Genomic DNA, 24,201 nt, shown 5'->3' with positions numbered 1-24,201 from the left:
TCATACCCGAAGTCAAGCGCGGTAAAACCAACGCTGCATACCGGCGCGCGCCTCTTTTCTCCGTGCCCGCGCTTTGAACCGCGCGGGCGCTGTTATATACTATTCCCGTGAACTGATATGGAAAACGGACGTGAAAAGCTCAAAAGGGAAATAACGTGGCTACAGGGCACGGCGATGACGATAGGCGCGGTCATCGGCGCGGGTATTCTCGCGCTGCCGGCGGTCGCCGCCGAGGCGGCGGGCCCCGCGTCGCTCGCGGCGTGGGGGCTGATGGGGCTTTTCACTCTGCCGATGCTCGCCGCGATAGCGCAGATGTCCTCGCGCTTCCCGAACTCGGGCGGCATCGCGGCCTACGCTCAGCAGGCGTTCGGCTCCGGCATGGGGCGGCTGACGGGCTTCCTGATATTCACGGCGATGCCCGTAGGGATGCCGGCGACGGCGCTCATAGGCGCGCACTATCTATGTGGCGTCTTCGGCTGGGGGGCGGGCGCGGCCCACGCTGCGGCGGGAGTCATGATACTTTTCGCGATCGCGCTGAACATGCGCGGGATAGAGATTTCCGGCAGGACGCAGCTCGCGGTCGTCGGCGCGATACTCGCGGTGCTCATGTTCGCCGTCGTCTCGTCGCTCGGCTCGGTGCGCGCGGAGAATTTCGTCCCATTCGCGCCGGACGGCTGGGGCGCGGCGGCTCACATAATGTCGCTGCTTTTCTTCGCCTTTCTCGGCTGGGAGATGATAGGCCACCTCGCCGAGGAGTTCCGCGACCCGAGACGCGACCTCCCGCTGAGCCTCGGCGCGGCTTTCGCCGCGGTGAACGCCGTCTATCTCGCCGTCGCCTTCGTCATAGTCGGCAGCGGCGTGTACCGGAGCGGGGCTAACGCTGCGATGATAACGCTGATACGCGCGCGGTGGGGCGAGGGAGCCGCCGCGGCCGTCGGGATGCTGGGCTTCGTGATATGCTACTGCCCCGTCCACACCTACACGGCGGGCTTCTCGCGCCTCTTCTACGCTCAGGCGCGCGAGGGCTACTTCCCCGCGCGCTTCGGCGAGCTCCACCCCGTATACAAGACGCCCTACCGCGCGCTGCGCTTCTTCGTGCCGGTGAACCTCTCGCTGCTTTTCGTGAGCTGGGCCCTCGCGCTCGACCTGAAGCCGCTGATGGGGCTGCCGAGCGCGACCTTCCTGCTCGTCTACACGATAGGCATGTTCGCCGCCGCGCGCGTGCTCGATACGAAAAGCGGCAAAATATGCGGCCTGCTCTCAGGCGCGCTCTCGTTCTCCGTCTTCGCCTGCTCCGGCCGCTACATGCTATTCCCGCTGGCCGTTGCGCTGTTCTTCGTCGTCAGGTACAGACGGGAGTTTGTCCGGCGCGGCGGCTCTGCGTAATATAGTGAGGGAAGACGGCCCCGCCGTCATGCCGCGCTCTGACGCCGTGCTCAAAGGCGATTTTTATGTCCGCTCATACGGAACAGCGCACTGCGTCAAGCGCGAAGGAACGACGGCAGAGCCGGATGTGTTTCTTCGGCGGCTAAGCAGGCATAAAAGCTATCCGCGCCCTCCGCGTTCTCGGGCGAGCTGCCGCAGCCTGCCGTCAATCCTTGCAAGGCGGATACGAAGCAGCTCTATCATGGCTTCCGTCGAGGCGCGCGCCTCGGATAGCAACGCCGCCTCAGCCTCCGCTTCGGCAGCTCCGTCCTGGCGCGGCGGCAGGCAGCCGAGTATACGGCTCAGCGAAAGCCCGTAGCCGCGGCACTCTTTTATAAAGGAGGCGCGTCTGATCATATCGTCCCCGTAAAGACGCCGCCCTCCCTTGTCTCTCGCCACAGGCGGCAGCAGGCCTATACTCTCGTAATATCTCAGCGTGTCGGCGGAGAGCCCGGTCCTTCTCGCGGCCTCGCTTATCGCCGCGCCGCGCGGGCTATCGTTCTCCGCCACAGGAGCGGCGCCCGTCCACGTCGTCGGGTATCTCTTTTACCACGCGCGCAGGGACTCCGCCGGCGACGCAGTTGGAGGGCACGTCCTTCGTGACCACGGCCCCGGCGGCTATCACTACGTTGTTCCCTATCGTGACGCCCGGCAGTATCGTGCAGCCGCCGCCTATCCACACATCGTCGCCTATCGTCACGGGCTTCGCTATTCCGATGTGGCGGCGGCGTTTCGCGGGCGAAAGCGGATGGTTCACCGTCGTGATAAGCGTGTTCGGCCCTATCATCACGTGCGCGCCTATCTTTACCGGCGCTATGTCGAGTATCGTGACGTTGTAGTTCGCAAGGAAATCGTCGCCGACGCGGATATTTTTGCCGTTGTCGCAGCAGAATCCAGGAAGCACCGTCAAACCGCGCCCGGCGGAGCCGAACAGATCCCGCGCCGCCTTTTCTATCTCTTCCGTCTCGGACGGGTTTATCGAATTGAGCCGGACGCATTTCTCAGCCGCGTGCAGCTTCCTCGCGTTTACCGCCTCGTCGTAAAAATCGTATTCAAGTCCCGCGTCCAGTTTTTCAAGTTCAGTCATAGTCTTTCCTCCAATTTCAATCGGATCAGCAAGCCGGAGGCGCGCCGGCTATTTTCCGCGCTCCGCAAGCCATTCGTTATATTCGTCGAAGAGCGGCGCGCCGTCTATATACGAGAGCTCCGTTATGTCGGGGCGCAGAGCCGCCAGCCGTTCGCAGGCTCCTGGCACTATCATGCCGAGGCGGCAGTGCATGAGCACGGGGCGGCCCGCCGGGAGCTTCTTGTAAAGCTCGTCTTCCTCCGCGCCGCTCAAATCCTCTATCGGAATATTCACCGCGCCGTCGAAATGTTTCCGCTCATAGTTGGCTTTCGACGCCACGTCCACGATCAGGATATTCTCCGCGCTCTTCATGTATTCCAACGCGGCCTCCGGCGTCAGCGCCGCGCCTCTCCGTTCCGGCGCGGCGGCGCAGGCGCAGGACGCCGCGAACAGCGCCGCCAGCATCAGAAGCGCCGCTATCGCGCCCGCCGTCCGCGCAGTCCTGCCGCGGTCAAAAATTTCTCTCATATCTTCAGCCTCCGTCGTTTTATCTTTTTTGTATGCCGGGCGCATACCTTTTGAAAGATTATGCGCCCGGCCCGGCCTGTTATCAGCGCCAGATATTAATATATAATATGGCAAATTCTCATTTTTTTACGGGAGGTGAGGCGCATGGACGGCGGTGGTTTACTTGAGGGCGCTCTGAAAAAGCTCTGCGAACAGTTCGATAAACGCGACTGGAAATACTACATAGACGCGCCGCCCGGAAGCCCGGGGGAAAAGACCTACGAATGGCCCGGAGCGCCGGACGAGGACATAATGATATGCGTACACATGGGGCCGCGGGCTCACGTGGACTTCCACCGCCAGGACTTTTTCTTTTTCGATTTCGCCTACCGCGGCGACTACGGCGCGCTGAGCAGCCGCAGCGACAACCGGATCACGGTGCGTGAGAACGAGTGCTACATCGGGCAGCCGCATGCCGGCTACGCGCTGCGCGCCGACGGCGAGGAGAGCGTCATTATCGGCGTGCTGATACGCAAAGACAGATTTTTCAGGACGTTCCTGCCGCTGCTCTCCTCCGACACGAATCTCTTCCGCTTTTTTCTGACGCCCGAGACCGACGAATACGCGAGCGATTTCATACATCTGCGCTTCGGCGACACGCGCCATGTACGGGCGCTTCTCGAGATGATGGCGGAGGAATACGCGTACCCGTGCGAGGACACGCAGGAAATGCTGAAGTCGCTGACGCTCGCCCTGATGATACTCGTCGCGCGCGAATATCGCCGCTCGCCCGGCGCGCCCGGCGGAGAAAGGACGGCGGATAAAATAATACGCTACATAGCCGGGCATCCCGACGGCGCGTCGCTCAAAGCCGTCGCGGTACATTTTTCGTACAATCCGAATTACGTATCGGGGCTGCTGAAACGCGAGACGGGGCGGACTTTTTCGGAAATATCAACGGAGCGGAGAATGACGCGCGCGGCAAGTTTGCTCGAAAGTACGGATCTCCCGGTAGAAGAAATCGCGCGAATGCTCGGCTACGGAAGCAGCAGCAACTTCTACAAAGCCTTCCGCAGCTATTTCGGAAGCCCGCCGAGAGAATACATGCGCGCAAAGAAAAAAAACAACGGCCCGTCCTCATAAGCGCGTACGGCGGAAGCCGCGCGGTGCGGCTAAAACAACAAACATTTATGTCATTCAGACAATCCGCCGGTCAAAATCTACATGCGAGCGCGGCGGCTGAAACCGCGGCCTTTGGGTCCCGACGCCGCCTCCAATGCTCCGCGCACAAGGCCCAACAGGCTTGCCGCGCTTTGCCGCGCAACAGGCTGCGCCGCGCCTGAAAAGTATAAAAAATCCCGCCGCGCCTGCGGCGGGGGTTTTTCCCATTCCTGTAAATCCTATGAATAAATCCTACGAATTTTTCATAACGACGCCTTCGACCGTATCGGCTACGTGCTCGCAGGCGTCAACGCATTTTTCCAGGTAGACGTAAATCTCGCGCCACGAAATTATCGCAACGGGGTCGTCGCATGTCGTGTGCAGCGCGCGCAGGCTCGCGATGAAGAGGCGGTCGGCCTCCTCCTCCATGTTGTTGATGTTCACGATGTGGGTGTGGAGCGTCTTCGAGTGGCGGAAGTTCGCGAATTCCGCGAGCATGTGCTTAGTCTCCTCGCAGCTCCGTATCACGACGTCCACAAGCTCGAGCGCGTCCGGGCGTATCGAGCGGATGTTGTTGCAGTAGACGCGCAGCAGCACGTCCTCTATCTTGTCCGTTATTTCGTCTATATTCTGGCTGAGCTGGATTATATCCTCGCGTTCTATAGGCGTGATGAAGGCGTGGGCGAGGACGTTCATCAGCTCGTGCTTTTTCTCGTCCGCCCCGTGTTCTTCCTTGTGTATCTCGTCAAGCCGCGCGACGAGGTCGTCCGGGTCGAAATCGCTCAGCGCGTCGTGCAGCATGTGAGCGGCGCGGCACGCGAAATCCGCGCATGTCGTGAAGTTCTCAAAATAGAATGAATCGTGCTTTCTGCCCATATCGTCCAGTCTCTCCTTTTAACGGATTATAAGAAAGCCATGAAGAGCTTCGCCATCGCGTAGCTGATGAGGCCGCATCCCGGGAAGGTGAATATCCACGTCAGCATCATATCCTTGACGACGCCGAAGTTTATCGCAGACAGGCGCATGACCGCGCCGACGCCCATTATCGCGCTCGTCTTGGTGTGCGTGGTAGATACGGGGATGCCGAAGACGCTGGAAATCAGCAGGCACGCGGCCGCCGCGAGGTCAGCCGAGAAGCCCTGATATTTTTCCAGCCGCACCATATCCATGCCGACGGAACGGATTATCTTCTCGCCGCCGACGCTCGTCCCGAGCCCCATAACCGTGCTGCACAGCAGCATAAGCCAGACCGGGATCGCAACGCCGGCCACGCTAGTCTCGCCGCCGCAGAACGCCATGCCGAGGAAGAGGACGCCGATGAATTTCTGCCCGTCCTGCGCGCCGTGCATGAAGCTCATCGCCGCCGCGCCGAATATCTGCGCGTATTTGAAAAATACGTTCGTCTTGCGCCTGTCCATGCCGGCGCAGATTATCGTAATAAGGCGGCACATGCACCAGCCGCTGATAAAGCCGAGCGCAAGGCTCAGTACGAGGCCGTAAAGGACCTTGACCCATTCGGCCATGTTGACCGCGTCGAAGCCGTTTTGTATCGCGAAGGCCGCGCCGGTCAGCCCCGCTATAAGGCTGTGGCTCTCGCTCGTCGGTATGCCGAAATACGACGCGCCGACGCTGTACACGACGATAGAAAACAGCGCCGCGCAGAGTGCAGTCAGCGCGGCGCCGGTATCTCCTCCGAAATCCACCATATTGCTTATGGTGGAGGCTACGGAGCTGTTTATATGCGTCATTACAAGTACGCCGAGAAAATTGAATATGGCGCTGGTGATTATCGCGGAACGCGCTTCCATGCAGCGCGTCGTTATACATGTGGCTATGGCGTTGGGTGCGTCGGTCCATCCGTTGACGAAGATGACTCCGAGAGTGAGAAGCACTGTGAGAGTCAAAATCGCGCTTGAGCCCATTTCCTTCACAAAGTACAAGAACGATACGTCCATCCGACACGCTCGCTTCCGTTTATATTTTTTAGCGCCGTCGCCGCGTTCGATTAAAAAAACGCCGCCGCCGTCACGCGCGGCACAGGTTACGGCACTGTAACAATAACATTAAACATTCGTTCCGTCAATGTAAATCAACCGTTGCGCCGGGCAAAAGAGGCGCTCCTCCGGCACAAAAAACCGCGCCGCCCATACAGTCAGCGCGGCGCGTATCTTTCACATCCCGCCCCTCCATCTACCGCGTCACGCCGACGCTGGCGACGAAGCCATGCTTTGCGACGGAGGAATTCTCCGTCTGGAAGAGGACGCGCCCGTTTATCGGAGAGAGTATTTTTTCCACCGGCGTGCCGAAGCAGTCCATGACGTAACCTATCATCTGACCGCGGCGCACTTTGTCGCCGGCGGACGCGACGCGGCGGTACAGCCCGGAGTTCTTCGCGTAGACCCATTCCATGTTTTCGTATATCTGCGGGCGGCCTACCGCGGCCGTCGCGCCCTTCAGCGTTCCGAAGCGGCGGAGGACGTTCTTCATGCCCGCGATGTGGCGCAGAGTGTTCTCGTCGTCGTTGGCGCACGGCGTGCCGGTCTGCACGAGGGCCGACGGTATCCCGATGTTCTCGTAGACGCTCGCGTAGCATGTGCCTTTGTCCTGCCAGCGTCCCTCGCTCTCCGTTATTACGATGTTCGGCAGGCCGTAATAGTAGGCGATCTCGTGCGAACCGTCGTTGAGCGCGCCGCTGCGTCCGCGGTGGTAGGTACAAAGCGGCACAGAGGAACAGAGAGGCTGACAGCAATGCAGGTCCATGTGATAATCCGCACCTTTTATCTCGTCTATTATTTTCGCCGCGAGCGCCTGGGCGTATCCGCCGCCCGCGCGTCCGGGGAAGCTGCGGTTGAGGTTCTCGCCGTCCGCCGAGAGGTGAGTGCGCCGCCCTTCGATCACCGACATGTCGCAGACCGTGATGAATTTGACGCTGCCTTTTACGTCCGCAGGCGAAAGCTCGCGGAAGAGTTTCAGCGCGGCGAATATCGAGCCGTATTCGCCGCCGTGGATGCCGGACGTTATTACCGCGTCAGGGCCTCCCGTCTCGCCGACAACGACGGCGACGGGGATGTTGATCGCATGCCCGTCGCCGCTCTCAAACCGAAGTATCTCTGTTTTTTTACCGCCCATTCCAAACAACCTCTTTTATTCTGTCAGTGCTTTCCGCCGTTCCGTCCGGCGCCTCCTCGGGCGCAGACCGTCTCCGTGTGTCTTTCCACAACTTATCAGATGACTGATAATAATGGTTTTTTTATAACAATTCTCCTTTTGGTTTGATTTCTAACGCTGCCGCGCCAGTTTCAAAGGAGAAAGCCGCATATAATAACGAAAAAATTTTTCGTCCGAAGAAAACTACTATAGTCTAACAAATCTTCCAGAGAAGTCAATCAGCTATTGCCAAAATAGCGGAGTATTACATACTTGCGCGCCTGCTGATATAATAAAGAGAAATAAATATTTGACATTATTTTACAAATGCGGGTGACGGCGTGAGAAATTTCATGAAATTGTGTTTTGAGGGGGTCGGGAACCTTCTGCTCTCCGAGGAGGGGGGGCGGTTGACCGGGCTGAGTTTCCTGAAGGGACGTCCCGCGCCGGAGGATTTGAATTTTCGCGAGACGCAGACGCTGCTTGAGGCGAAGAGGCAGCTTGAGGAATATTTCGACGGGAGCCGGCGCGGCTTCGATATTCCGCTCGCGCCGATGGGGACGCCGTTTCAGCTGCGCTGCTGGGACGCGCTGCTCAAGATACCCTACGGAAGGACGGCGACATACGCGGATATAGCGCGCGCCGTCGGTTCGCCTAAGGCTTTCCGCGCCGTTGGGCTCGCCAACAACCGTAACCCGATAGCGATAATCATCCCGTGCCACAGGGTCATAGGCTCCAACGGGAGGCTTGTCGGCTTCGGCGGGGGGCTGGACGTGAAGGCGTTCCTGCTGCGCTTCGAGGCCGCGATGACGGTGGAGGAGCAGCCGGGCGCTCAGGAAGAGGGCTAATAAGCAGGCGGCGCGCCGGAGTTTTACGAATTTTCCCGCGTCCGATGAAACGCGGCGGCACGAGGGATTTCCGTACCGAACGTTATAAGGGGAGGCGTGAAGGCGAGGGGCGGACGCAGTTTTCTCCGTCATTAGCGGAATATCCGCAGGAAGGCCGCGTTATGTCGTCCTCTAAATTCGCCGCGTTATCGCCGTCATTTGCACCGCGGCCTGGATAAGCGCGGCCTTCGCGCATAAAAAATCTCCGCGCGGATACGCGGAGTTTGATTCGTCAGCGGCGCGCGGCCGAGTTCGCGCCTCTTTTACAGCGACTGCCAGATTATGCGCGCAGCTATCGCGAGCAGCACCGCGCCGCCGGCGTATTCGGCCTTTCTGCCGAAGCGCGAGCCGAGCTTTTTGCCGACGAGCGTCCCCGTCGCGGAGAGCGCGAAGGTGATTATCCCGGCGAGCACGGCGAGCGACATAGCGGAGCCGCCTGTGCTCTCTATCGAGAAGCCGACGGCGAGCGCGTCGAGCGAGGTCGCGAACGAGAGGACGGTCATGCTTTTGAGCGTTATCGTCATGGAGCAGTCCTCGCCCTCCTTGCCGGCCTCGCGTATCATATTCACGGCGACCCAGACGATGAGCGCCGCGGCGAGCCACGGCGTCCATGAGTTGAAAAATCCGGAAAGGCGTCCAGCTATCACGCCGCCCGCGAGCGGCATGAAGAACTGGAACAGGCCGAAGGCCCCGCCGACGGTGAGCACGTTCTTCGCGCTTATGCGGTCATGGCAGAGGCCTATGCAGATCGAGACGGAAAAGGCGTCCATCGCGAGCGAAGCCCCGGTGGCCGCGGTTGCTATGAATTCTGCGAGCATCGAATATCATCTTCCTCCAACACTTTCGAGCCAGCGCTTTCTGTAAAGGCCGCAGACCGATATGAAGAGCACCAGCAGCAACGGCCCCACGAACACGCCGAGAAATCCCCACTTCATCACGCCGCCGAAGAGCCCCAGTATTATGACGAGCGTCGATATCTCGACGCCGCCCCTGCCGCCCGCGCTTATCAGGTAGGGGCGCAGCAGGTTGTCTATCGTTCCGACTATCGCGGCCCCCCACACAAAAAGGATAGCCGCGTGCTTAAGGTCGCCGGTGAAGGCGAGATATATCGCCCCGGGCACCCAGACGACCGCCGTCCCCGCGGGGAACATCCCGAAGAAGAACATCAGCATCCCGAAGAAAACGGGGTTCCCGAGCCCGGCGAACCACCAGCCGACCGCGCCGAGCACGGCCTGGACGGCGACGGTGAGAATTATACCGTATATTATGGAGTTAAGAATCCCCGAAATTTGGCTGAAAAAACGCTGCTTCTCGCCGTCTTCAAGAGGCGTTACGCTCATGACGTAATTTACTATCTTTTCGCCGTCGCGTATAAAGAAGAAAGAGACCATAAGAGTGATGACCGAGTTCAGCAGGAACGACGAGCCCTGCTCGATAAGCCGCGCCGATATGGAGCTGAGGAAGCGCGTCGCCCACTGCACGACGTTCTGCGCGGCGCTGCGCAGCGAGTCGGAGTCCGCCATAAAGCTTCTGATGTTATCGGCTATCCACTTCGGCATCCAATCCGGGAATTCTATAGCAGCGCCGTTGTGAGCGACGTGCTGTATCTTGACGAAGAGCTGCGCGAATATCCTGCCGAGGCTCGCGACCTCGCTGCCGAGCGTGGACAGCGCGCAAAGCACCGGCACGAAGCAGAGCAGCAGCAGCGCCGTCAGAGTTATCCCGGCGGCGGCGCTCGGATAGCGTCCGTTCCCCAGCAGTTTCATAATCCTCCTGTTCAGCGGCGACGCCACGAACGACAGCATCCCGGCCCAGATGATGGACGTAGCCATAGGCGAGGTTATGTCCCACGCGAGAAGCGCGAAGAACGCGAAGAAAATCATAAACGGCACGTTGCCGCTGAAAAAATTGGCGTATCCTCCGCCGGAAGCCATAAAATTAACACCTCTCGATGCTATAATAAAACATACGGAATATTATACATCAACAGTCAAAGAAGGTGTGTCGCTCCGTGCCGGCAGAGGAATTTGCATATTACGAACAGTACATCGGCCGCCCAGCCCGTTCCGGGCGGTCGGACGAAGACATGGCGGAAACGAAAGAGGCCGCGCCTCAGGAAATATTCCGCAAGGCCATAAAAGTCATAGCGGTGGGCGGGGGCGGCGGAAACGCCCTCAACCATATAATATCCCACGGCCTGAAGGACGTGGACACCCTCGCCGTCAACACCGACGTGCGCTCGCTCGGAAGCTCGCTCTGCGAGTCGAAGATAGTCCTCGGCGAAAGCGTTACGAAGGGGCTCGGCGCCGGAGCTATGCCGGAGGTCGGCGAGCGCGCCGCGAAGGAATCGCTCGACGAGATACGTCGCTACATGAAAGGCGCCGACATGGTGTACCTTACCGCGGGAATGGGCGGAGGCACAGGGACCGGGGCCATGCCGGTCATAGCGCGCGCCGCGCGCGAAATGGGGATATTGACAGTCGCCGTCGTGACGAAGCCGTTCACGTTCGAAGGCAAGCGGCGCCGGCGCTACGCCGAAGAGGGCATAGAAAAGCTCTTCCCCGAGGTGGACGCGCTCATCGTCGTGCCGAACGACAGGCTGCTCGAGATAGCGCAGAAAAACACGCCGCTGACCGAATCCTTCTCGCTCGCCGATGAAGTTCTGCGCCAGGCCGTGCAGGGAGTCACAGACCTCGTTACGCGCCCCGGCCTCGTCAACGTGGACTTCGCCGACCTCAACACAGTCATGCGCGGCGCGGGACGCACCGTCATGGGCGTCGGGGCCGCCAGCGGCGAGGACTGCGTGGAAAAGGCCGTGCGCATGGCTCTCGAAAGCCCGCTCATGGAATGCTCCATGCAGGGGGCGAAGGGCGTGCTTATGAACATCACGCACAGAAAAGAGCTCGCGCTCTACGAGGTCGGGCTCGCGGCCGACATCATCGAGGACGTGAAATCGCCCGACGCGCACTTCATCTGGGGCTGCGCCGAAGACCCGTCGATAGAAGAAGAAGTCGAAGTCACAATCGTCGCGGCCGGCTTCGACGAAGTCGGGGCCGTTAAGTGCGCGGCTGCAAAGAACGCCGCTCCCGAACGCGGCGGACACGAAGAGAGAGCGCGCGCCGCAGAAGCGCCGGAGCCTGAAGCAGCGCCGGCCCAGCGCGAACACCTCACGCCGCACGCCGAAGTCCGCACCCCCGCGTGGCTGCTCGAAGAAGCCCCGGCAGAGGAAGAGAGCGAAAGCGAAGAGCCCTACGCCGGCAGACGCCGCAGCGCCTACGACGCCTACGAACGCCCCGCCTTCGAAAGAAAAGGCCGCTCGCTGAAAAAATAACCGCAGGCCGGAAAAAATCAACAAAACCGAAAACGACAGGGACGCGCCGAAGAAAAACGGTGCGTCCCTCGTTTTATAACTGGCGTCAGCCGCACTGGCAAAAGCGCCGCGCCCGACCATGCGCGTCGTCCCGGCGTGTATCCGGCACCGCAGGCCGTCAGCGCGCGTGGGACTTAACGGCTCCTCCGCCGTCAGTCCGCGCGCGCTAAAGGTCAGTTAAAATCAAAAGAATAACGCTCTTTTTATGCTCTTTCCATGCCTCCTCGCGGCCCGGCGCGCCGTAATGGTATAATGAAAAGCGGCAGGAAAAGACTGCGGAAGCCCACGGAAAACGGAGGAATAAAACAAAATGCCCGCGAGAACAGAGGCGGAATTCGACTACGAAATATGCTCAAACAAAATCAGGCCCATAGCGGAGGCCCTGATAAAGAAATACGACGAGCTACACCACATAGACCCGGACAAAATACTCTTTGTCGTGAACCACAAGAGCGCCGGAAGCAAAAAACAGATGACTCTGGCGAAAACGACGAAAATCTCGCCGAAATGGACGGAGCTGCTCTACCAGCTCGGCGCGTGTTCATACTTCTACATGATAGAGTTCTACGCCAAGACCACGGCTGCGATGGACGAAAGCCAGATGGTGGCGCTCGTCTACCGCGAGCTGCGCCGCATCGGCCCAGAGGGAGAGCTGCTCACGCCCGACGTACACGACTGGTGGCAGATACTCATGGGCCTCGGGCGCAAGTGGTTCTACCCGGACGCGACGTGCCCCAACCTCCTCGACGACAACGTAGACTGGAAAAAGCTCATGGGAACCTACTACGAGGAGATACACGACGGACAGTAGCGCCACAAAAAACACACATTTCACCCACATAAACCTCATAAAACTATCACAATACCTTCACACCCGCACGTTATACTCTTACCCAGAAAGGGCGGGCGAGTGAAGGTAATTTTTATACCCGCCGGGGCGCGCAAGAAACTCCCCGAAAGGCCAAGCCTTCGGGTTAGCCATAGAAGGAACCGAGTAACGCCGATAAATCCGAAAGAAAGGACGTGAGACCGACCCTCCCGCCGCGCGAAGCGCGGCGTCGGGCGCGCAGACAAGCGAAACGCCGCGCTGCCGGCGAAGCCGGCGCCCTGCAAAGCGCTGCGCGAAGCGGAAAAAAGCAGCCCGACGCGAAAATCTGTGAAACGTTGCTGCCAATACGACCCTAAGGAAACGCGGAGCTCCCGACGCAAGCCGGGAGCTCCGCGTTTCCGCGCCGCGCGCCCGGCGGCCTATATACTCGCTGCGAAAATAAAAGACAGCCGGCGGCATGGATTTGCTCATTCCCATGCTTCGCATCGATGGGCCGTCATGCGGCGCCGTTTAACTTAAAACCGGCGCTGCGCAGCGGTATCCGAGGACGCCGGACGCCGCGTCAGCCGAGAAACGCCGCGGCGAAGCCCGCTCCGTCTCACCGTACGTCGGACGCGGAGCAAAAGCGGCACGCCGTGTGACCGCCGCGGCTTTTTACCTTATAATAACGTCGGGAACCGAACATAAACCAAAAGACGGGAGACAGGCGCGACATGACGGGATGGATCAAAGAATTTAAGGAATTCGCGGTACGCGGCAACGTTATGGACATGGCGGTCGGCGTCATAATAGGCGCGGCCTTCGGAAAAATCGTGACGTCGCTCGTAAACGATATACTGATGCCGCCGATAGGGCTGCTCGCAGGCGGCATAGACTTCTCAAACCTCTTCATCAACCTCTCCGGAACGCCCGCCGCGACGCTGGCGGAGGCGAAGGCGCAGAACCTGCCGGTAATAGCCTACGGGGTGTTCGTCAACACGGTCATAAACTTTCTCATACAGGCGTGGGCGATATTCCTCGTCGTGAAATTCGCCAACAGACTGCGCAAACCCACCCCCGAACCGCCGAAGCCCGCCCCTCGCCTCTGCCCCTACTGCTGCACGGAAATCCCCGAACAGGCGACGCGATGCCCGCACTGCACCTCGGAGCTGTAAAGCGGGCTCAACAGAGAGAAACAACGAAAAAGCCGCCGCGTTTTGGGCGCGGCGGCTTGCGTTGTGCGGTTTTAGCGGGTTGGGATCAGCGGCAGGCTCTTTCGGCGTAAAGCTTGGCTATTATGCCGTCTACGAGGCCGACCTGCGGGACTATGAGGTTCGGCGCGCCGCAGAGCTTGCTTATCGTCAGGAATATTTTGAGCGCCGGGATGATGACGTCGGCGCGGTAGGGATTGAGCTTGAAGTTTTTGATGCGCTCTTCGAAGGTCATTTTTTTGAGCATGTCGTAGAGCATCTTGAGCTCGATGTAGCTTACCGGCTCGCCCTCGCGCTTGTTGAGCAGCTTCTGCGCCTTATTGATGTTGCCGCCCGAGGCTATTATGCGCTGTATCGAGTATTTGCCGCCTATCTCGCGCAATTCGGCCTTGAAGGCGTCCTTTTCCTCGCCGGAGACGGCCTTGTTGAGCAGGCGGACGGTGCCGAGCGGGAAGGAGTGCGATTCGGCGACGCGGCCCTCGGCGTAGACGACGACCTCGGTGCTGCCGCCGCCGACGTCCACGTGGAGCGCGTTCTTTTCTCCGCCGCCTCCGGACGAAGCTATGAACGGCTGGGCCGCCGCGTAGATTATCTCGGCTTCCTTTTCGCCGGAGATTATCTCGACGTCGATGCCGCTTTTTTCTTTTATTTCGGCTATAACCTCCGCTCCGTTTGAGGCCTCGCGCATGGCGCTGGTGGCGCAGGCGCGGTACGCACGCACGCCGAAGGCTTTCATCAGATGCTCGAAGGACTGCATCGCCTCGCAGAGCTTGAAGCGGCGCTCGGGGCTTATGGCGCCGCTGGTGAAGGCATCTTCGCCGAGGCGCACGGGAACGCGCAGGAAGGCTACCTTACGGCATTTTTTGTCGGAATCTTCTTCGATATTGCTTATTAGGAATCTTACGGCGTTGCTTCCGATGTCTACCGCCGCGATGGTGTTCATGTTTTTCATTTCGCGCTCTCTTCCTTTTCTTCCTCCGCCGCTTTTTTGTAGAATTCGTGGAGCGCGAGCTGCGAGCGGCATTTTTCGCTTCCGCCGTTTCCCGAAGAGTAGTTGTTGGCCCCGAATACTTCCATGTCTCTGGCTTTTACGTTGTCGTTCCACTGGAGCTCGAAGACTTTTCTGAGCTGTCCGCGTATCTCCTCGTCGTAGACGGGCGTGCCGACCTCTATGCGGCGGCTGAGGTTCCTCGTCATCCAGTCCGCGCTCATTATGTATATCTTTTCGCGGCCTCCCGCGCAGAATATCGCCATGCGGGCATGCTCGAGGTAGATGTCGATGATGCTGATCACGCGGATATTCTCGCTCTGGCCCGGCACTCCCGGCTGGAGGCAGCAGGCGCCGCGCACGATGAGGCTTATTTTTACCCCGGCGCGGCTGGCCTTGTAAAGCAAGTTTATCATATCCTCGTCGGTGAGGCTGTTGAATTTCGCCTTGATGTAGGCTTCTTTGCCTTTTTTCGCGTTCTTTATTTCGTCTTCTATTAGTTTTTCGAAGGAGGAGCGCATGTTGTAGGGCGCGACGAGCAGCTCGCGGCATTCGAGCGGCCTGTGCGAGGATATGAAGTCGAATACGCCGCGCGCGTCGGCGACTATTTCGCGGCGGCAGGTGAGCAGGCCGAAGTCGGAGTATATCTTCGCCGTCGATTCGTTGAAGTTGCCTGTGCCGACGTAGGCGTAGCCGCGCGTGCCCCCGCGCTCGCGGCGCTCGACGAGTATGAGCTTGCAGTGGACTTTGAGCCCCGCCACGCCGTCAATGACGCGCACGCCGGCGCGCTGGAGGATGTCGGCGTATTCTATGTTCTGCCCCTCGTCGAAGCGCGCGAGCAGCTCCATGACGACGGTGACGTTTTTGCCGTTTTTCGCCGCGCCTATGAGCGCGTTGATGACCTTGGAGTGCTCCGCGGTGCGGTAGAGCGTGATGAAGATGCTCTCGACCTTCGGGTCTATCGCGGCTTCGCGCAGGAAGTCTATGACGTGGTTGAATGTATGGTACGGGAAGTGCAGCATTATGTCGCGGCCGGATACGACTTCGAGGATGCTCGCGAACGGCTTGATGAGCGGGTGGCGCAGCGGCGCGGGAAGCTTTTCCTCGAGGTCGGGGCGGACGCGCGGGAATTTCATGAGGTCGCGCTTGAGGTGGTAGCGGCGGCCAGGGTCGAGCGAAGGGCCGTGCCCCTTCTTAGCCGTCAGTTTGGTGACGATGAGCGAGAGAAGGTCCTCCGGCATCTCCTTGTCGTAAATTATGCGCACGGGGTCGCCGTAGTTGCGGTTGACTATGCCCTCCTCCATCTTTTCCATCAGGCTCTTCGAGATGTCGTCGTCCATGTCTATCTGCGCGTCGCGCACGACTCTCAGCGTGTGCGCGCTGATGGAATCGTACTTGAACATGAAGAATATCTCGTGCAGGCAGAGGCGTATGATGTCGTCGAGGTAGATTATGTCGCGGCGGCCGGGGGCCGAAGGCGGCAGCTCCACGAAGCGCGGGCACGCGCTGCTGACCGGTATCTGCACTATAGCGTAGCGCGTGCTTTTCGGCGTTTCGCCCGTCATTTTGACGCCGAGGTATATCGCGCCGTCGCTGAGGAAGGGCATCTTCGTCGTCTTGCGCACGAGGAACGGCACCATGCGCTCGCTGACGACCGAGGAGTAATAGTCGAGGCAGAATTTCTGCTGTTCCTCGGTGAGCTTCGTTTCGTTGACGACGTTGATGCCGGCCTGCGCCATTTCGGCGAGGATGCTGTTGTATGTGGCGTCGAATTTCTCCTGCGACTCAGCCATGCGCGCGTAGAGCTGCGGCAGCACTTCGACGGCCTCGCGGCGCTTCGCCTGCTGCGAGGGCTTGAGGCCGCGGAGCTGTCCGAGGCGGATGAGCTTCGCGACGCGCACCTTTATGAATTCGTCCTGATTGTTTGAAAATATGCCTAGGAACCGGAGCCTCTGCATGAGCGGCACGCTCTTGTCCTGCGCCTCCTGGAGCACGCGGTCGTTGAAAACGAGCCAGCTCAGCTCTCTGTTGTTCATTATCATATCGTTCTCCCCCGTAAGTTCGTCAGGTTACTATATCCCGCATAAATACTAACAGCTAACGGGCGGAGTTGTGCAATTTTTGCATAAACGTTTGTTACAGTTTTGTAACAAAATCGCGCCGCGCCCGGCGGGCTTCATGCGCGGCAGGCCGCTCCAAAGCGCCTAAAAAAGTTATATAATTAAAAAAATATGTTTTGATTCGGCCCGCGGCGAAGGCCCGGAGGCAGGAGGGTGTTTTTATGGATTACGGCGAGTATTACAAGAGCTTCGACCCCTACCCCTATTATGAGGAGCGCGGCTGGCTCATAGGCGACGGACGCATCGGCGGAAAGGCGAAGGGCCTTTCCTTCGCTAATTTCGTCCTCGAGAAAAACGGGCTGTCGGACGACGTGCATCTGCCGGACTATTCCTTCGTTATAACGACCTCGGTTTTCAACGAGTTCATGGAGATCAACAACTTCTGGGAAAAGCTCGAAAACCTGCGCGCGCACACGGACGGCCCCATCATCTACAAGGCCTGCGCCGAGGCGAAGCTGCCGCACTCGCTCGACGAGCCTCTCGAAAAAATTCTCGACCTGATACAGGCTCCGCTCTGCGTGCGCTCGTCCTCGACGCTCGAAGACGACGTGAAGCTCTCCTTCGCCGGCAAGTACGCGACATGCTTCTCGTCCAACTCCGGCTCGCGCGAGCAGCGCCGCGGCCAGCTCGAAGCCGCTATAAAAGAGGTCTACGCCTCCACCTACAACCCCGCCGCGCGCGAATATAAGCGCAAGCACGGCATCAAATGGGGCGGAGAGCGGATGGCTGTGCTGATCCAGCCCATCGCGGGACGGCAGTACGGCAAGATGTTCTATCCCGAGCTTGCCGGCACGGCCTTCTCGAAGGTCTTCCGCCGCCCGTCGCCGCGCATAAAGAAGGACGACGGCGTCGTGCGCATATGCTTCGGCCTCGGCACGCGCACGGTGGACAGGGCCTACGCGCGCACCTTCTACCTGACGAACCCGAATCTGCGCCCGGAGGGGACGAAGCCGCACGAGATAGTTACGCACTCGCAGGAACACTACGACTACGTGGACCTCGAGAAGCAGGGCTTCGCCTCCGAACACGTCGCCTACACGGTGAAAGACATCATCAAAAAGCACCGCATGGCGCAGACCTACCTCCAGTGGTTCGACGACAACTCATTCCACTGGATACACACAGACACCAGCAACATGAACGCGCCGCGCCCCGTCTTCACATTCTCGGAGCTGCCGAGCCGCTGTCCGAAGCTCTTCGCGCGCATACGGAAGCTGCTGCCGCTCTTCGAAAAGGAGCTGCAGCTCCCCGTGGACATGGAATTCGCCTACGAGGCCTCGGACGACCGCTTCACGCTCGTCCAGATGCGCCCGCTCTCCGTCTACGACGACAAGGGGCGCGTACAGATACCCGACGTGCCGCTCGAGCGCACGATTCTGCGCGGAGACCGCATGGTCGCCAACGGCAGGCTCGAGGGCGTGAAACACATAATCTACGTAGACCCGGAGATATACGGCAAAAAGGCCGACTTCTCCGACGTGGCCCGCGCCGTCGGCGAGGAGAACGACGAGCTGGACGGAGAGCGCTACATCCTCGTCGGCCCCGGACGCTGGGGAAGCTCGAACCCGATGCTCGGCGTCCCGGTGCGCTACGACGAACTGTCCAACTCAGGCTGCCTCGTAGAGCTCGGCATACCGCAGAAGGGCATGGCCCCCGAGCTCTCCTACGGCACGCACTTCTTCCTCGACCTCGACTGCGACAATATACTCTACCTGCCGGTATTCGACGGCGCGAAGAACAACGTTTACAACAGGGAATGGTTCGAGAGCCATAAATGGAAAAAGACGTCCCACCCCGCCGTAAGGCACTACGAGGGTCTTTTCGACGTGCTCCTCGACGGAGACACCGAAACGGGAATTGTTATAGACAGAACCGACGGGGAAGGTGAATGCCGATGACCTCTGCCGAAAAGGCAAAGGAAGAATATTTCGCGTGGCAGCCCCACGACGATCCCGAATTCGCGCCGATGATATGCGGCAAGGGGACGATCGGAGGCAAGGGGCGGTCGCTGCTCTTCGCGCTGCGCAGGCTGCGGGGCAGCGACGACCCGGACATGAACCGAGTCAAAGTGCCGCGCTCGATATACCTTAGCATAGAAATATTTCATAAATTTCTCGAAAACGTGCCGTCGCTCGACAGCCTGCTCAAATGCGGCGAGCCGTCCGAAATCGAGTGCGCCTTCATGCGCACGCCGCTGCCAGAGGAAGCTTCGCTCTATATACGGAACTTCCTCGCCGACATGCACGACCCTGTGGTCATAAGGAGCTCCAGCCGTCTCGAGGACGACGTGAAGCACTCCTTCGCGGGCAAGTACCTCAGCACCTTCCTAGGCAACAACACCGGCACGCTCGAGGAGCGCGCGCGCGGCGTCGAGGACGAGGTGCGCCGCATATACTCGCGCACATTCTTCCCCGCCGCAGAAGACTACAGAAAGCGCCACAAGCTCGGCGGCGACGACATGGGGATAATAATCATCCGCATGGCGGGACGCTGGCGAGGACGATACTACTACCCCACCATGGGCGGCGTCGGCTACTCGCAGAACTTCCGCCGCTGGACGACGCGCGTGCGTCAGGACGACGGCCTCGTTCGCATGGTATTCGGCCTCGGCACCATGAGCACGAAACGCGGCTACGCGCGCACCGTCTCGCTGACCAACCCGATACTGCGCCCCGAGGGCTTCTCCCCCGAAAAAATATCGGGCATCGCGCAGGAACACTTCCACGTCATAGACGCGCAGCACCCGAACAGCCTCACGACGCTCGACATAAACGACGAATGGCAGCAGCTACTCAAATACCACCCCGACTTCTCCGCCTACGCGCAGCTCTTCAGCCGCGAAGACGGCGAAGGCGCCTTCACCTCGATAATGAAGAACATGGCGCAGCTCGGCCCCGGGAGCAAAATATGCTTCACCTTCGAGAACTTCCCGCGCAAATACCCGATATTCTACCGCCGCGCGAAAAAAATACTGAAATTCCTCGAGGCGCAGATGGGCGTCCCCGCCGACATGGAATTCGCCTACGAGCCGACCGAAGACTCCTTCTGCCTCATACAGTCGCGCCCCTTCTGGACGAACGCCTCCGACATGGAGGGAATGCCCGAAATAGACGAAAAAAGCATAATCCTCCAGGCCGACCGCATGGTCACGCACGGAGCGATCCCAGACATACACAAAATCGTCTACGTGGACTACAACCTCTACTTCGAGCGCCGCGACTTCTACGGCACCGCGCGGCTCATAGGCGAGCTGAACGAGGCCTCCGGCGGCGAGCCGTACATACTCGTAGCGCCCGGACGCATCGGCTCAAGCAACCCCGAACTCGGCGTCCCGGTGCAGTACAGCGAGCTCACCAACTGCCGCGGCATGGTCGAACTCGGCATCCCGCGCCTCGGCTACATGCCCGAACTCTCCTACGGCACGCACTTCTTCTCCGACCTCGAGGTGGACGGCGTACTCTACATGCCCGTCTTCGCCGGCGAAGACCGCAACATCTTCAACCTAAAATGGTTCGAACGCACTCCCTGGACCCCCTGGGGCAACGACACCATAAGAGTCTACAAAGGCGACTTCGCCGCCTACATGGACGGCGAGAAGAACAGAGGGGTTATAGTGGAGAAAAGCGCAAACGTGAAATAGGCTAAATAGGATAAGACAGTAAGAAGCGGGGCGTTTTCTTAGTGAAAACGCCCCGCTTCTTATGCTAGAAAAAATCTGTCAAATTTTTATTGGAAGCCGTTTATTTCTGCGCCAGTTCTCCAAGCTGCCCCTTCACAGACATCCCCGATTCACTTCTTTTAAGCACATCGCCCCGCAGTGAGGCGGAGCCTCCATTCAGTACTCAACAGCCTTTCACGTCTATTCCGTTCTATCCAGCTGCGGTGTTATGGATGGAGACTCCAGCCAAAAGATTGCCGAAATGACATACATAAATGTTTGCTGTTTTAGTTAATCCGCTATAACGTGCCTCAACGCTCCTGCCGTCCGCAAAAATTCCGGCAACACAGTCAGAGCCATCGCACCAAGAATCGGCCCGAGCATCGTGCTCATTCCGCCAAAAATTACCATAACCAGAATGTTGATAGACTCTGTGATAGTAAAAGTAACCGGGCTTATAAACAAAATGTAGTGCGCATAGAAAGAACCGGCAAATCCAGCAAGCATGCCGCCGACAGTGAATGCAAAAACCTTGTTTTTCATAGTGTCAATGCCAAGCGATTCCGCAAGCTCTTCGTTCCCGCGCACGCCGATCAGATTATCGCCCAGCCTTAACGTCGTAATGCGGTAGAAAAAAGCCGCGACGACGGCAACGAACACAAGACCGAGATAGTAATACTGCATACGCGACTCAAAAACTATGTTAAGCCCAAGAATATTTATCGGCGACGGACGAGGCACTCCCCTAGTGTCAAGCTATGTTCGCAAAAACATCTGTTTTCAGTACAAATATGCCTCGCGTTCATACACCGGCTTGCGTCAACATGGCTTGTATCGAACCTGGACCGAAATATCCGTTTCTGTTTACCGACCAGTCTTCCGAATACTCTATCAGGTGCATCGTAACGAGTCTCGTGTACGAACCCTCGTTCGGGAATATCCCTACGACTCTCGTTCTCCTACGTATCTCCCTGTTCAGCCGTTCCAGCATATTTGTCGACGATATTTTCTTTGCCTCTGTCTGTGGAAAGGCGTAGTAGGACAAGGAATCTTCAAGCCCGTCCTCCAGACACTTTATCGCGTTGGGATATTTCTTCTCATACTTTGCGATAAATTCTTCAGCCCTTTTTCTCGCTTCCCCGCCGTCGGGCGCCTGCCATATTTCTTTGAGTTCCGCAGCAAACGTTTCTTTGCCTTTTTGCGGCACGTGAGCCAGTATGTTTCTCATGAAATGTACTTTGCATCTCTGCCACGACGCCCCGGGAAATTCCCGGCGTATCGCCGAAACCAGCCCGCTGTGCGCGTCTGAGACGACCAGCTTGGGCGTACCAATACCGCGTTCTTTCAGCTTCCTGAATACTTCGGTGTACGACGCTTCCGACTCTTCCGCCATTGGTTCTACAGCAAGTATTTCCCTGCGCCCCTCTTCATTGACTCCGCATATCACCAACACCGCCATGCTCACGACTCTGCCGCCTGAACGGACTTTGGAGTTGTCAATAACAGTTGAGTCCACATATGCAAGGGATTTTTGCTGTTGTTCATAGCTACGCTGCTTCCTGGCAGGTCGAGCGCATAAACCGCTCTCTGAACACCAGCGGGGGCAGGCCTCCGGTGATGGATGAAATGCGGCGCAGGTTGTAGTAATGGATATAGCGGAATACCACGCTCTTCACTTCTTCACGTTCCATCATGGCTGTATCAATTCGATAAAGTTTCTCTTTTTTCAGCGTGGCGAAGAAGCTCTCCATTCTGGCGTTGTCATAGCAGCGGCCGACGCCGCTCATGCTCTGGATGAGTTTGTGACGCGTAAGGGCTGCGCGGAATGTATGGCCGGTGAATTGGCTGCCACGGTCGGAATGGATGAGTGCCCCTGCCACGTCGTTGCTGCGGCAGACGTTTTCCAGGGCTTGTTCGCATAGCCCGGCCCTCATGTTGTCGTCCATGTGAAGGCCTTGTATGCTGCCGTCGAAGCAGTCCAATACCGCTGCGAGGTAGAGTTTTCCGCCGCGGCACGGGATCTCTGTGATGTCTGTCAGAAGCTTTGTGTTCAGTTTTGAGGCCGTGAAATCGCGTTTGATGAGGTTTTCAGACTTTTCAGCCTGCCTGTCGGCTTTCGTGACCCCCTTGGAGCTGCGTTTGGGACGTAGGACCAGGCCGTGCTCATGGCAAATGCCGTATATCCTCAGGCTGCCGCCGGTATAGCCTCGGTGCAGCCTGAGCCAGGCGGTGATACGCCTGACGCCGTAGTTGTCGCCGTTCTCTTCATCCTCGCGAAGGCACTCATATATCTGCTGTAAGAGCCGCCTATCATGCCGGCCCTTTTCCGGCCGCCGGAGGGAGCGGTAGTATCCCTGTTCGCTGACGCCAAGCGCCCGGCACATTACTGCCGTAGGCCACCGGCCCAGATGTGTCCGGATGAAGCAGTGTTTCCGGTTTGGGGTTACGGCCTCCGGCTCTTGGCGAAAAAACCAAGCGCCTCCTTGAGGATCTCCACATCCTGCCGCGCCTGCCTCAGCTGCTCCATGAGCTCTTTATTCTCCTTGACAAGATCGGCTTCGCTCCGGCCTCCTATGGCGGCATCCAGTACGGCGGCCTGTTCTTTCTCCCGAGTCCGCCAGCTGTACATAGTATCCACGTTGATACCAAGCCTCCTCGCCGCTGATGCTGCACCGATCTCTCCCGCCAGTTTCAGCGCCTCACAGCGCTCCTCTGCTGTATACTTTTTTGCCATGCCGAGTCCTCCTTATTGTTTATTGTTGTCATTTTACCCTTCGTCCTTGCACTATAGGACTCAACTTTTATGATAGCAGTCCAACTTCTTCTTTCTCCTCCTAACGGCAGACTGAAGCCAGGCCTTTTTCATAATGCGCCTTACTCGTTTATTGTTGACTGTAATTCCGTATGTCCGGCTGAGCCATATGGTCATTCTTCTATATCCATATGTGCCATGACTTACACTCTGTCCATCTCTGATCGATTCTATCAGCGGCGCGTCTTTATCGCCGTTACTGTCATTGCTGCCGATCCAGTAGTAATATGAGGAACGCGCCACGGACAAGTATCTGCACATTGCCGTTACGGGATATTTGCCAGTAAGTTCTGATATGATTCTGTATTTGTTCTCCTGTGTTATCCCCTCCTTTGCAATTCCAATACTTTTTTAATATATCTACCTGCATTTCAAGCTCACGGATCCTCTTGGCGGGGTCGTCTGCCCGTGATTTGCTGGCAGGCCGTCCGCGGCGGGAAGATGATACACAGCCTGTCTCGCGGTATTCGTGGCACCATCGTTTTAAGATAGATGGATCTGATATGCCGTATGACGCCGTTACTTCTGCTATCGTCCTGCCGTCTCGGATATGTGCCTGCACAGCATCCAACTTCTGCTCTCGGCTGTAAGTCTTCGAATTGGGCCTGTCCGCCAGCAGGCCTTTCTGGTCGTTTGGGTACATAGCCGTCCACGTTTTAATTGAATCTAGGCTCACACCGAGCTGTTCCGCAATCTGTTTTCTGGAAAATCCCTGCTTGTGAAGATCAATCGCCTAGATTCGTTTTTCAGTATTTCTTTTGCCCATAGAATAAGCCCTCCTTGTATTACTTCAATTTTAAGCGTTGTCATACTTGGAGGGCTTATTTAAATTTGTCTAGGTTATGAGACTCGCTTCACTTCACTTCACTTTTTTAGCCGGTGGTTCTGATTGTCTCGTTTTTTCGGACTTTTTTACTTTTTGAGCTGTCTCACGACATCGATGACGGTGCCGTCGCGCCATTCGACGACGCCGATTATTCTGTCGGTCGTCGCTACGGGGTCTGTCGGGCCGGACATTTTCCTCGCGCGCGCGGCAAGCTC

The 24,201-nt window shown here is 58.3% G+C and carries 22 protein-coding genes and 1 pseudogene; 8 read left to right on the top strand and 15 right to left on the bottom strand.

What is annotated here, in order from left to right; translation table 11 throughout:
* The first annotated feature begins 117 nt into the window (after positions 1-117).
* On the top strand, positions 118-1,386 hold the full coding sequence (locus B5F39_RS03350; protein ID WP_087363883.1) for an amino acid permease: 1,269 nt from the start codon (positions 118-120) through the stop codon (positions 1,384-1,386).
* 159 nt (positions 1,387-1,545) lie between these two features.
* On the opposite strand, the gene B5F39_RS03345 is transcribed toward B5F39_RS03350, so the two are convergent.
* From B5F39_RS03345 to B5F39_RS03335, 3 genes are read right to left on the bottom strand one after another with little or no spacing between them, the layout of a single operon-like run.
* Positions 1,546-1,935 (bottom strand): MerR family DNA-binding transcriptional regulator, encoded by a 390-nt coding sequence (locus B5F39_RS03345; protein WP_087363879.1) that lies wholly within the window; start codon positions 1,933-1,935, stop codon positions 1,546-1,548.
* Positions 1,919-2,512, bottom strand: a complete 594-nt coding sequence (locus tag B5F39_RS03340; protein WP_087363876.1) for a sugar O-acetyltransferase — start codon at positions 2,510-2,512, stop codon at positions 1,919-1,921. Before B5F39_RS03340 ends, B5F39_RS03345 begins: the two co-directional genes overlap by 17 nt.
* A 48-nt stretch (positions 2,513-2,560) precedes the next feature.
* Positions 2,561-3,019, bottom strand: coding sequence for a rhodanese-like domain-containing protein (locus B5F39_RS03335; protein WP_143330643.1), 459 nt, complete (start codon positions 3,017-3,019; stop codon positions 2,561-2,563).
* A gap of 144 nt (positions 3,020-3,163) precedes the next feature.
* Between B5F39_RS03335 and B5F39_RS03330 the strand changes: the two genes are divergently transcribed.
* The gene (locus B5F39_RS03330; RefSeq protein WP_087363874.1) at positions 3,164-4,141 is read left to right on the top strand and encodes an AraC family transcriptional regulator; all 978 of its coding nucleotides are present in this window, start codon (positions 3,164-3,166) and stop codon (positions 4,139-4,141) included.
* Positions 4,142-4,411: 270 nt separating this feature from the next.
* Here B5F39_RS03330 and B5F39_RS03325 read toward each other — a convergent pair whose 3' ends face one another.
* The 3 genes from B5F39_RS03325 to B5F39_RS03315 all read right to left on the bottom strand — a co-directional run bounded on the left by B5F39_RS03325 (position 4,412) and on the right by B5F39_RS03315 (position 7,288).
* A complete protein-coding gene (locus B5F39_RS03325) occupies positions 4,412-5,035 on the bottom strand; it encodes a DUF47 family protein (RefSeq protein ID WP_087363871.1) in 624 nt (207 codons plus the stop codon).
* A 26-nt stretch (positions 5,036-5,061) separates the two neighbouring features.
* On the bottom strand, positions 5,062-6,114 hold the full coding sequence (locus B5F39_RS03320) for an inorganic phosphate transporter (RefSeq protein ID WP_087363868.1): 1,053 nt from the start codon (positions 6,112-6,114) through the stop codon (positions 5,062-5,064).
* A gap of 235 nt (positions 6,115-6,349) precedes the next feature.
* Complete coding sequence (locus tag B5F39_RS03315) at positions 6,350-7,288, bottom strand: M14 family metallopeptidase (protein ID WP_087363865.1); 939 nt, start codon at positions 7,286-7,288, stop codon at positions 6,350-6,352.
* Positions 7,289-7,659: 371 nt separating this feature from the next.
* On the opposite strand from B5F39_RS03315, the gene B5F39_RS03310 reads away from it, so the two are divergent.
* A complete protein-coding gene (locus B5F39_RS03310) occupies positions 7,660-8,154 on the top strand; it encodes a methylated-DNA--[protein]-cysteine S-methyltransferase (protein ID WP_087363862.1) in 495 nt (164 codons plus the stop codon).
* Positions 8,155-8,456: 302 nt separating this feature from the next.
* Here B5F39_RS03310 and B5F39_RS03305 read toward each other — a convergent pair whose 3' ends face one another.
* Both B5F39_RS03305 and B5F39_RS03300 read right to left on the bottom strand, forming a co-directional pair.
* Positions 8,457-9,011 carry a manganese efflux pump MntP family protein gene (locus B5F39_RS03305; protein WP_087363860.1) on the bottom strand — a complete coding sequence of 185 codons (555 nt, stop codon included), beginning with the start codon at positions 9,009-9,011 and terminating at the stop codon, positions 8,457-8,459.
* 6 nt (positions 9,012-9,017) lie between these two features.
* On the bottom strand, positions 9,018-10,127 hold the full coding sequence (locus tag B5F39_RS03300; RefSeq protein WP_087363856.1) for an AI-2E family transporter: 1,110 nt from the start codon (positions 10,125-10,127) through the stop codon (positions 9,018-9,020).
* Positions 10,128-10,279: 152 nt separating this feature from the next.
* On the opposite strand from B5F39_RS03300, the gene ftsZ reads away from it, so the two are divergent.
* From ftsZ to mscL, 3 genes are all read left to right on the top strand, one after another.
* A complete protein-coding gene (gene ftsZ, locus B5F39_RS03295; protein WP_087364366.1) occupies positions 10,280-11,524 on the top strand; it encodes a cell division protein FtsZ in 1,245 nt (414 codons plus the stop codon).
* Positions 11,525-11,873: 349 nt separating this feature from the next.
* Positions 11,874-12,374: a putative metallopeptidase gene (locus B5F39_RS03290; protein WP_087363853.1), complete on the top strand. Its 501-nt coding sequence runs from the start codon at positions 11,874-11,876 to the stop codon at positions 12,372-12,374.
* A gap of 731 nt (positions 12,375-13,105) precedes the next feature.
* Entirely contained in the window at positions 13,106-13,546 is a 441-nt protein-coding gene (gene mscL, locus B5F39_RS03285) for a large conductance mechanosensitive channel protein MscL (protein ID WP_087363849.1), read from the top strand.
* Between the two features lie 85 nt (positions 13,547-13,631).
* Here the strand turns inward: mscL and B5F39_RS03280 are convergent, their stop codons facing one another.
* Together B5F39_RS03280 and ppk1 are read right to left on the bottom strand one after the other, a co-directional pair.
* A complete protein-coding gene (locus tag B5F39_RS03280; protein WP_087363846.1) occupies positions 13,632-14,534 on the bottom strand; it encodes a hypothetical protein in 903 nt (300 codons plus the stop codon).
* Complete coding sequence (ppk1, locus tag B5F39_RS03275) at positions 14,531-16,612, bottom strand: polyphosphate kinase 1 (RefSeq protein ID WP_204245024.1); 2,082 nt, start codon at positions 16,610-16,612, stop codon at positions 14,531-14,533. The genes B5F39_RS03280 and ppk1 overlap by 4 nt, the downstream gene beginning before the upstream one ends.
* 239 nt (positions 16,613-16,851) lie before the next feature.
* On the opposite strand from ppk1, the gene B5F39_RS03270 reads away from it, so the two are divergent.
* Together B5F39_RS03270 and B5F39_RS03265 are read left to right on the top strand one after the other, a co-directional pair.
* On the top strand, positions 16,852-18,588 hold the full coding sequence (locus tag B5F39_RS03270; RefSeq protein WP_087363843.1) for a PEP/pyruvate-binding domain-containing protein: 1,737 nt from the start codon (positions 16,852-16,854) through the stop codon (positions 18,586-18,588).
* Positions 18,585-20,330, top strand: coding sequence for a PEP/pyruvate-binding domain-containing protein (locus B5F39_RS03265; RefSeq protein ID WP_087364362.1), 1,746 nt, complete (start codon positions 18,585-18,587; stop codon positions 20,328-20,330). Before B5F39_RS03270 ends, B5F39_RS03265 begins: the two co-directional genes overlap by 4 nt.
* A gap of 309 nt (positions 20,331-20,639) precedes the next feature.
* Here B5F39_RS03265 and B5F39_RS03260 read toward each other — a convergent pair whose 3' ends face one another.
* The 5 genes and pseudogenes from B5F39_RS03260 to B5F39_RS03230 form a co-directional block, all read right to left on the bottom strand.
* A complete protein-coding gene (locus B5F39_RS03260) occupies positions 20,640-21,089 on the bottom strand; it encodes a branched-chain amino acid ABC transporter permease (protein WP_255376005.1) in 450 nt (149 codons plus the stop codon).
* A gap of 130 nt (positions 21,090-21,219) precedes the next feature.
* Positions 21,220-21,864, bottom strand: a pseudogene (locus B5F39_RS03255) (IS256 family transposase); the annotation flags it as partial.
* Positions 21,865-21,895: 31 nt separating this feature from the next.
* Positions 21,896-22,756 (bottom strand): IS3 family transposase, encoded by an 861-nt coding sequence (locus B5F39_RS03250; protein WP_239391093.1) that lies wholly within the window; start codon positions 22,754-22,756, stop codon positions 21,896-21,898.
* Positions 22,757-22,791: 35 nt separating this feature from the next.
* A complete protein-coding gene (locus B5F39_RS03245) occupies positions 22,792-23,082 on the bottom strand; it encodes a transposase (RefSeq protein ID WP_087363831.1) in 291 nt (96 codons plus the stop codon).
* 990 nt (positions 23,083-24,072) lie between these two features.
* Positions 24,073-24,201: citrate lyase subunit alpha (locus B5F39_RS03230; RefSeq protein WP_087367049.1), on the bottom strand; the 129-nt coding region annotated here is incomplete at its 5' end.

The sequence above is a fragment of the Cloacibacillus sp. An23 genome, from assembly GCF_002159945.1.
GTDB lineage: Bacteria > Synergistota > Synergistia > Synergistales > Synergistaceae > Caccocola.
The sequence above is the reverse complement of the archived record's forward strand: the minus strand, read 5'-3'. Positions and strand labels throughout refer to the sequence as shown.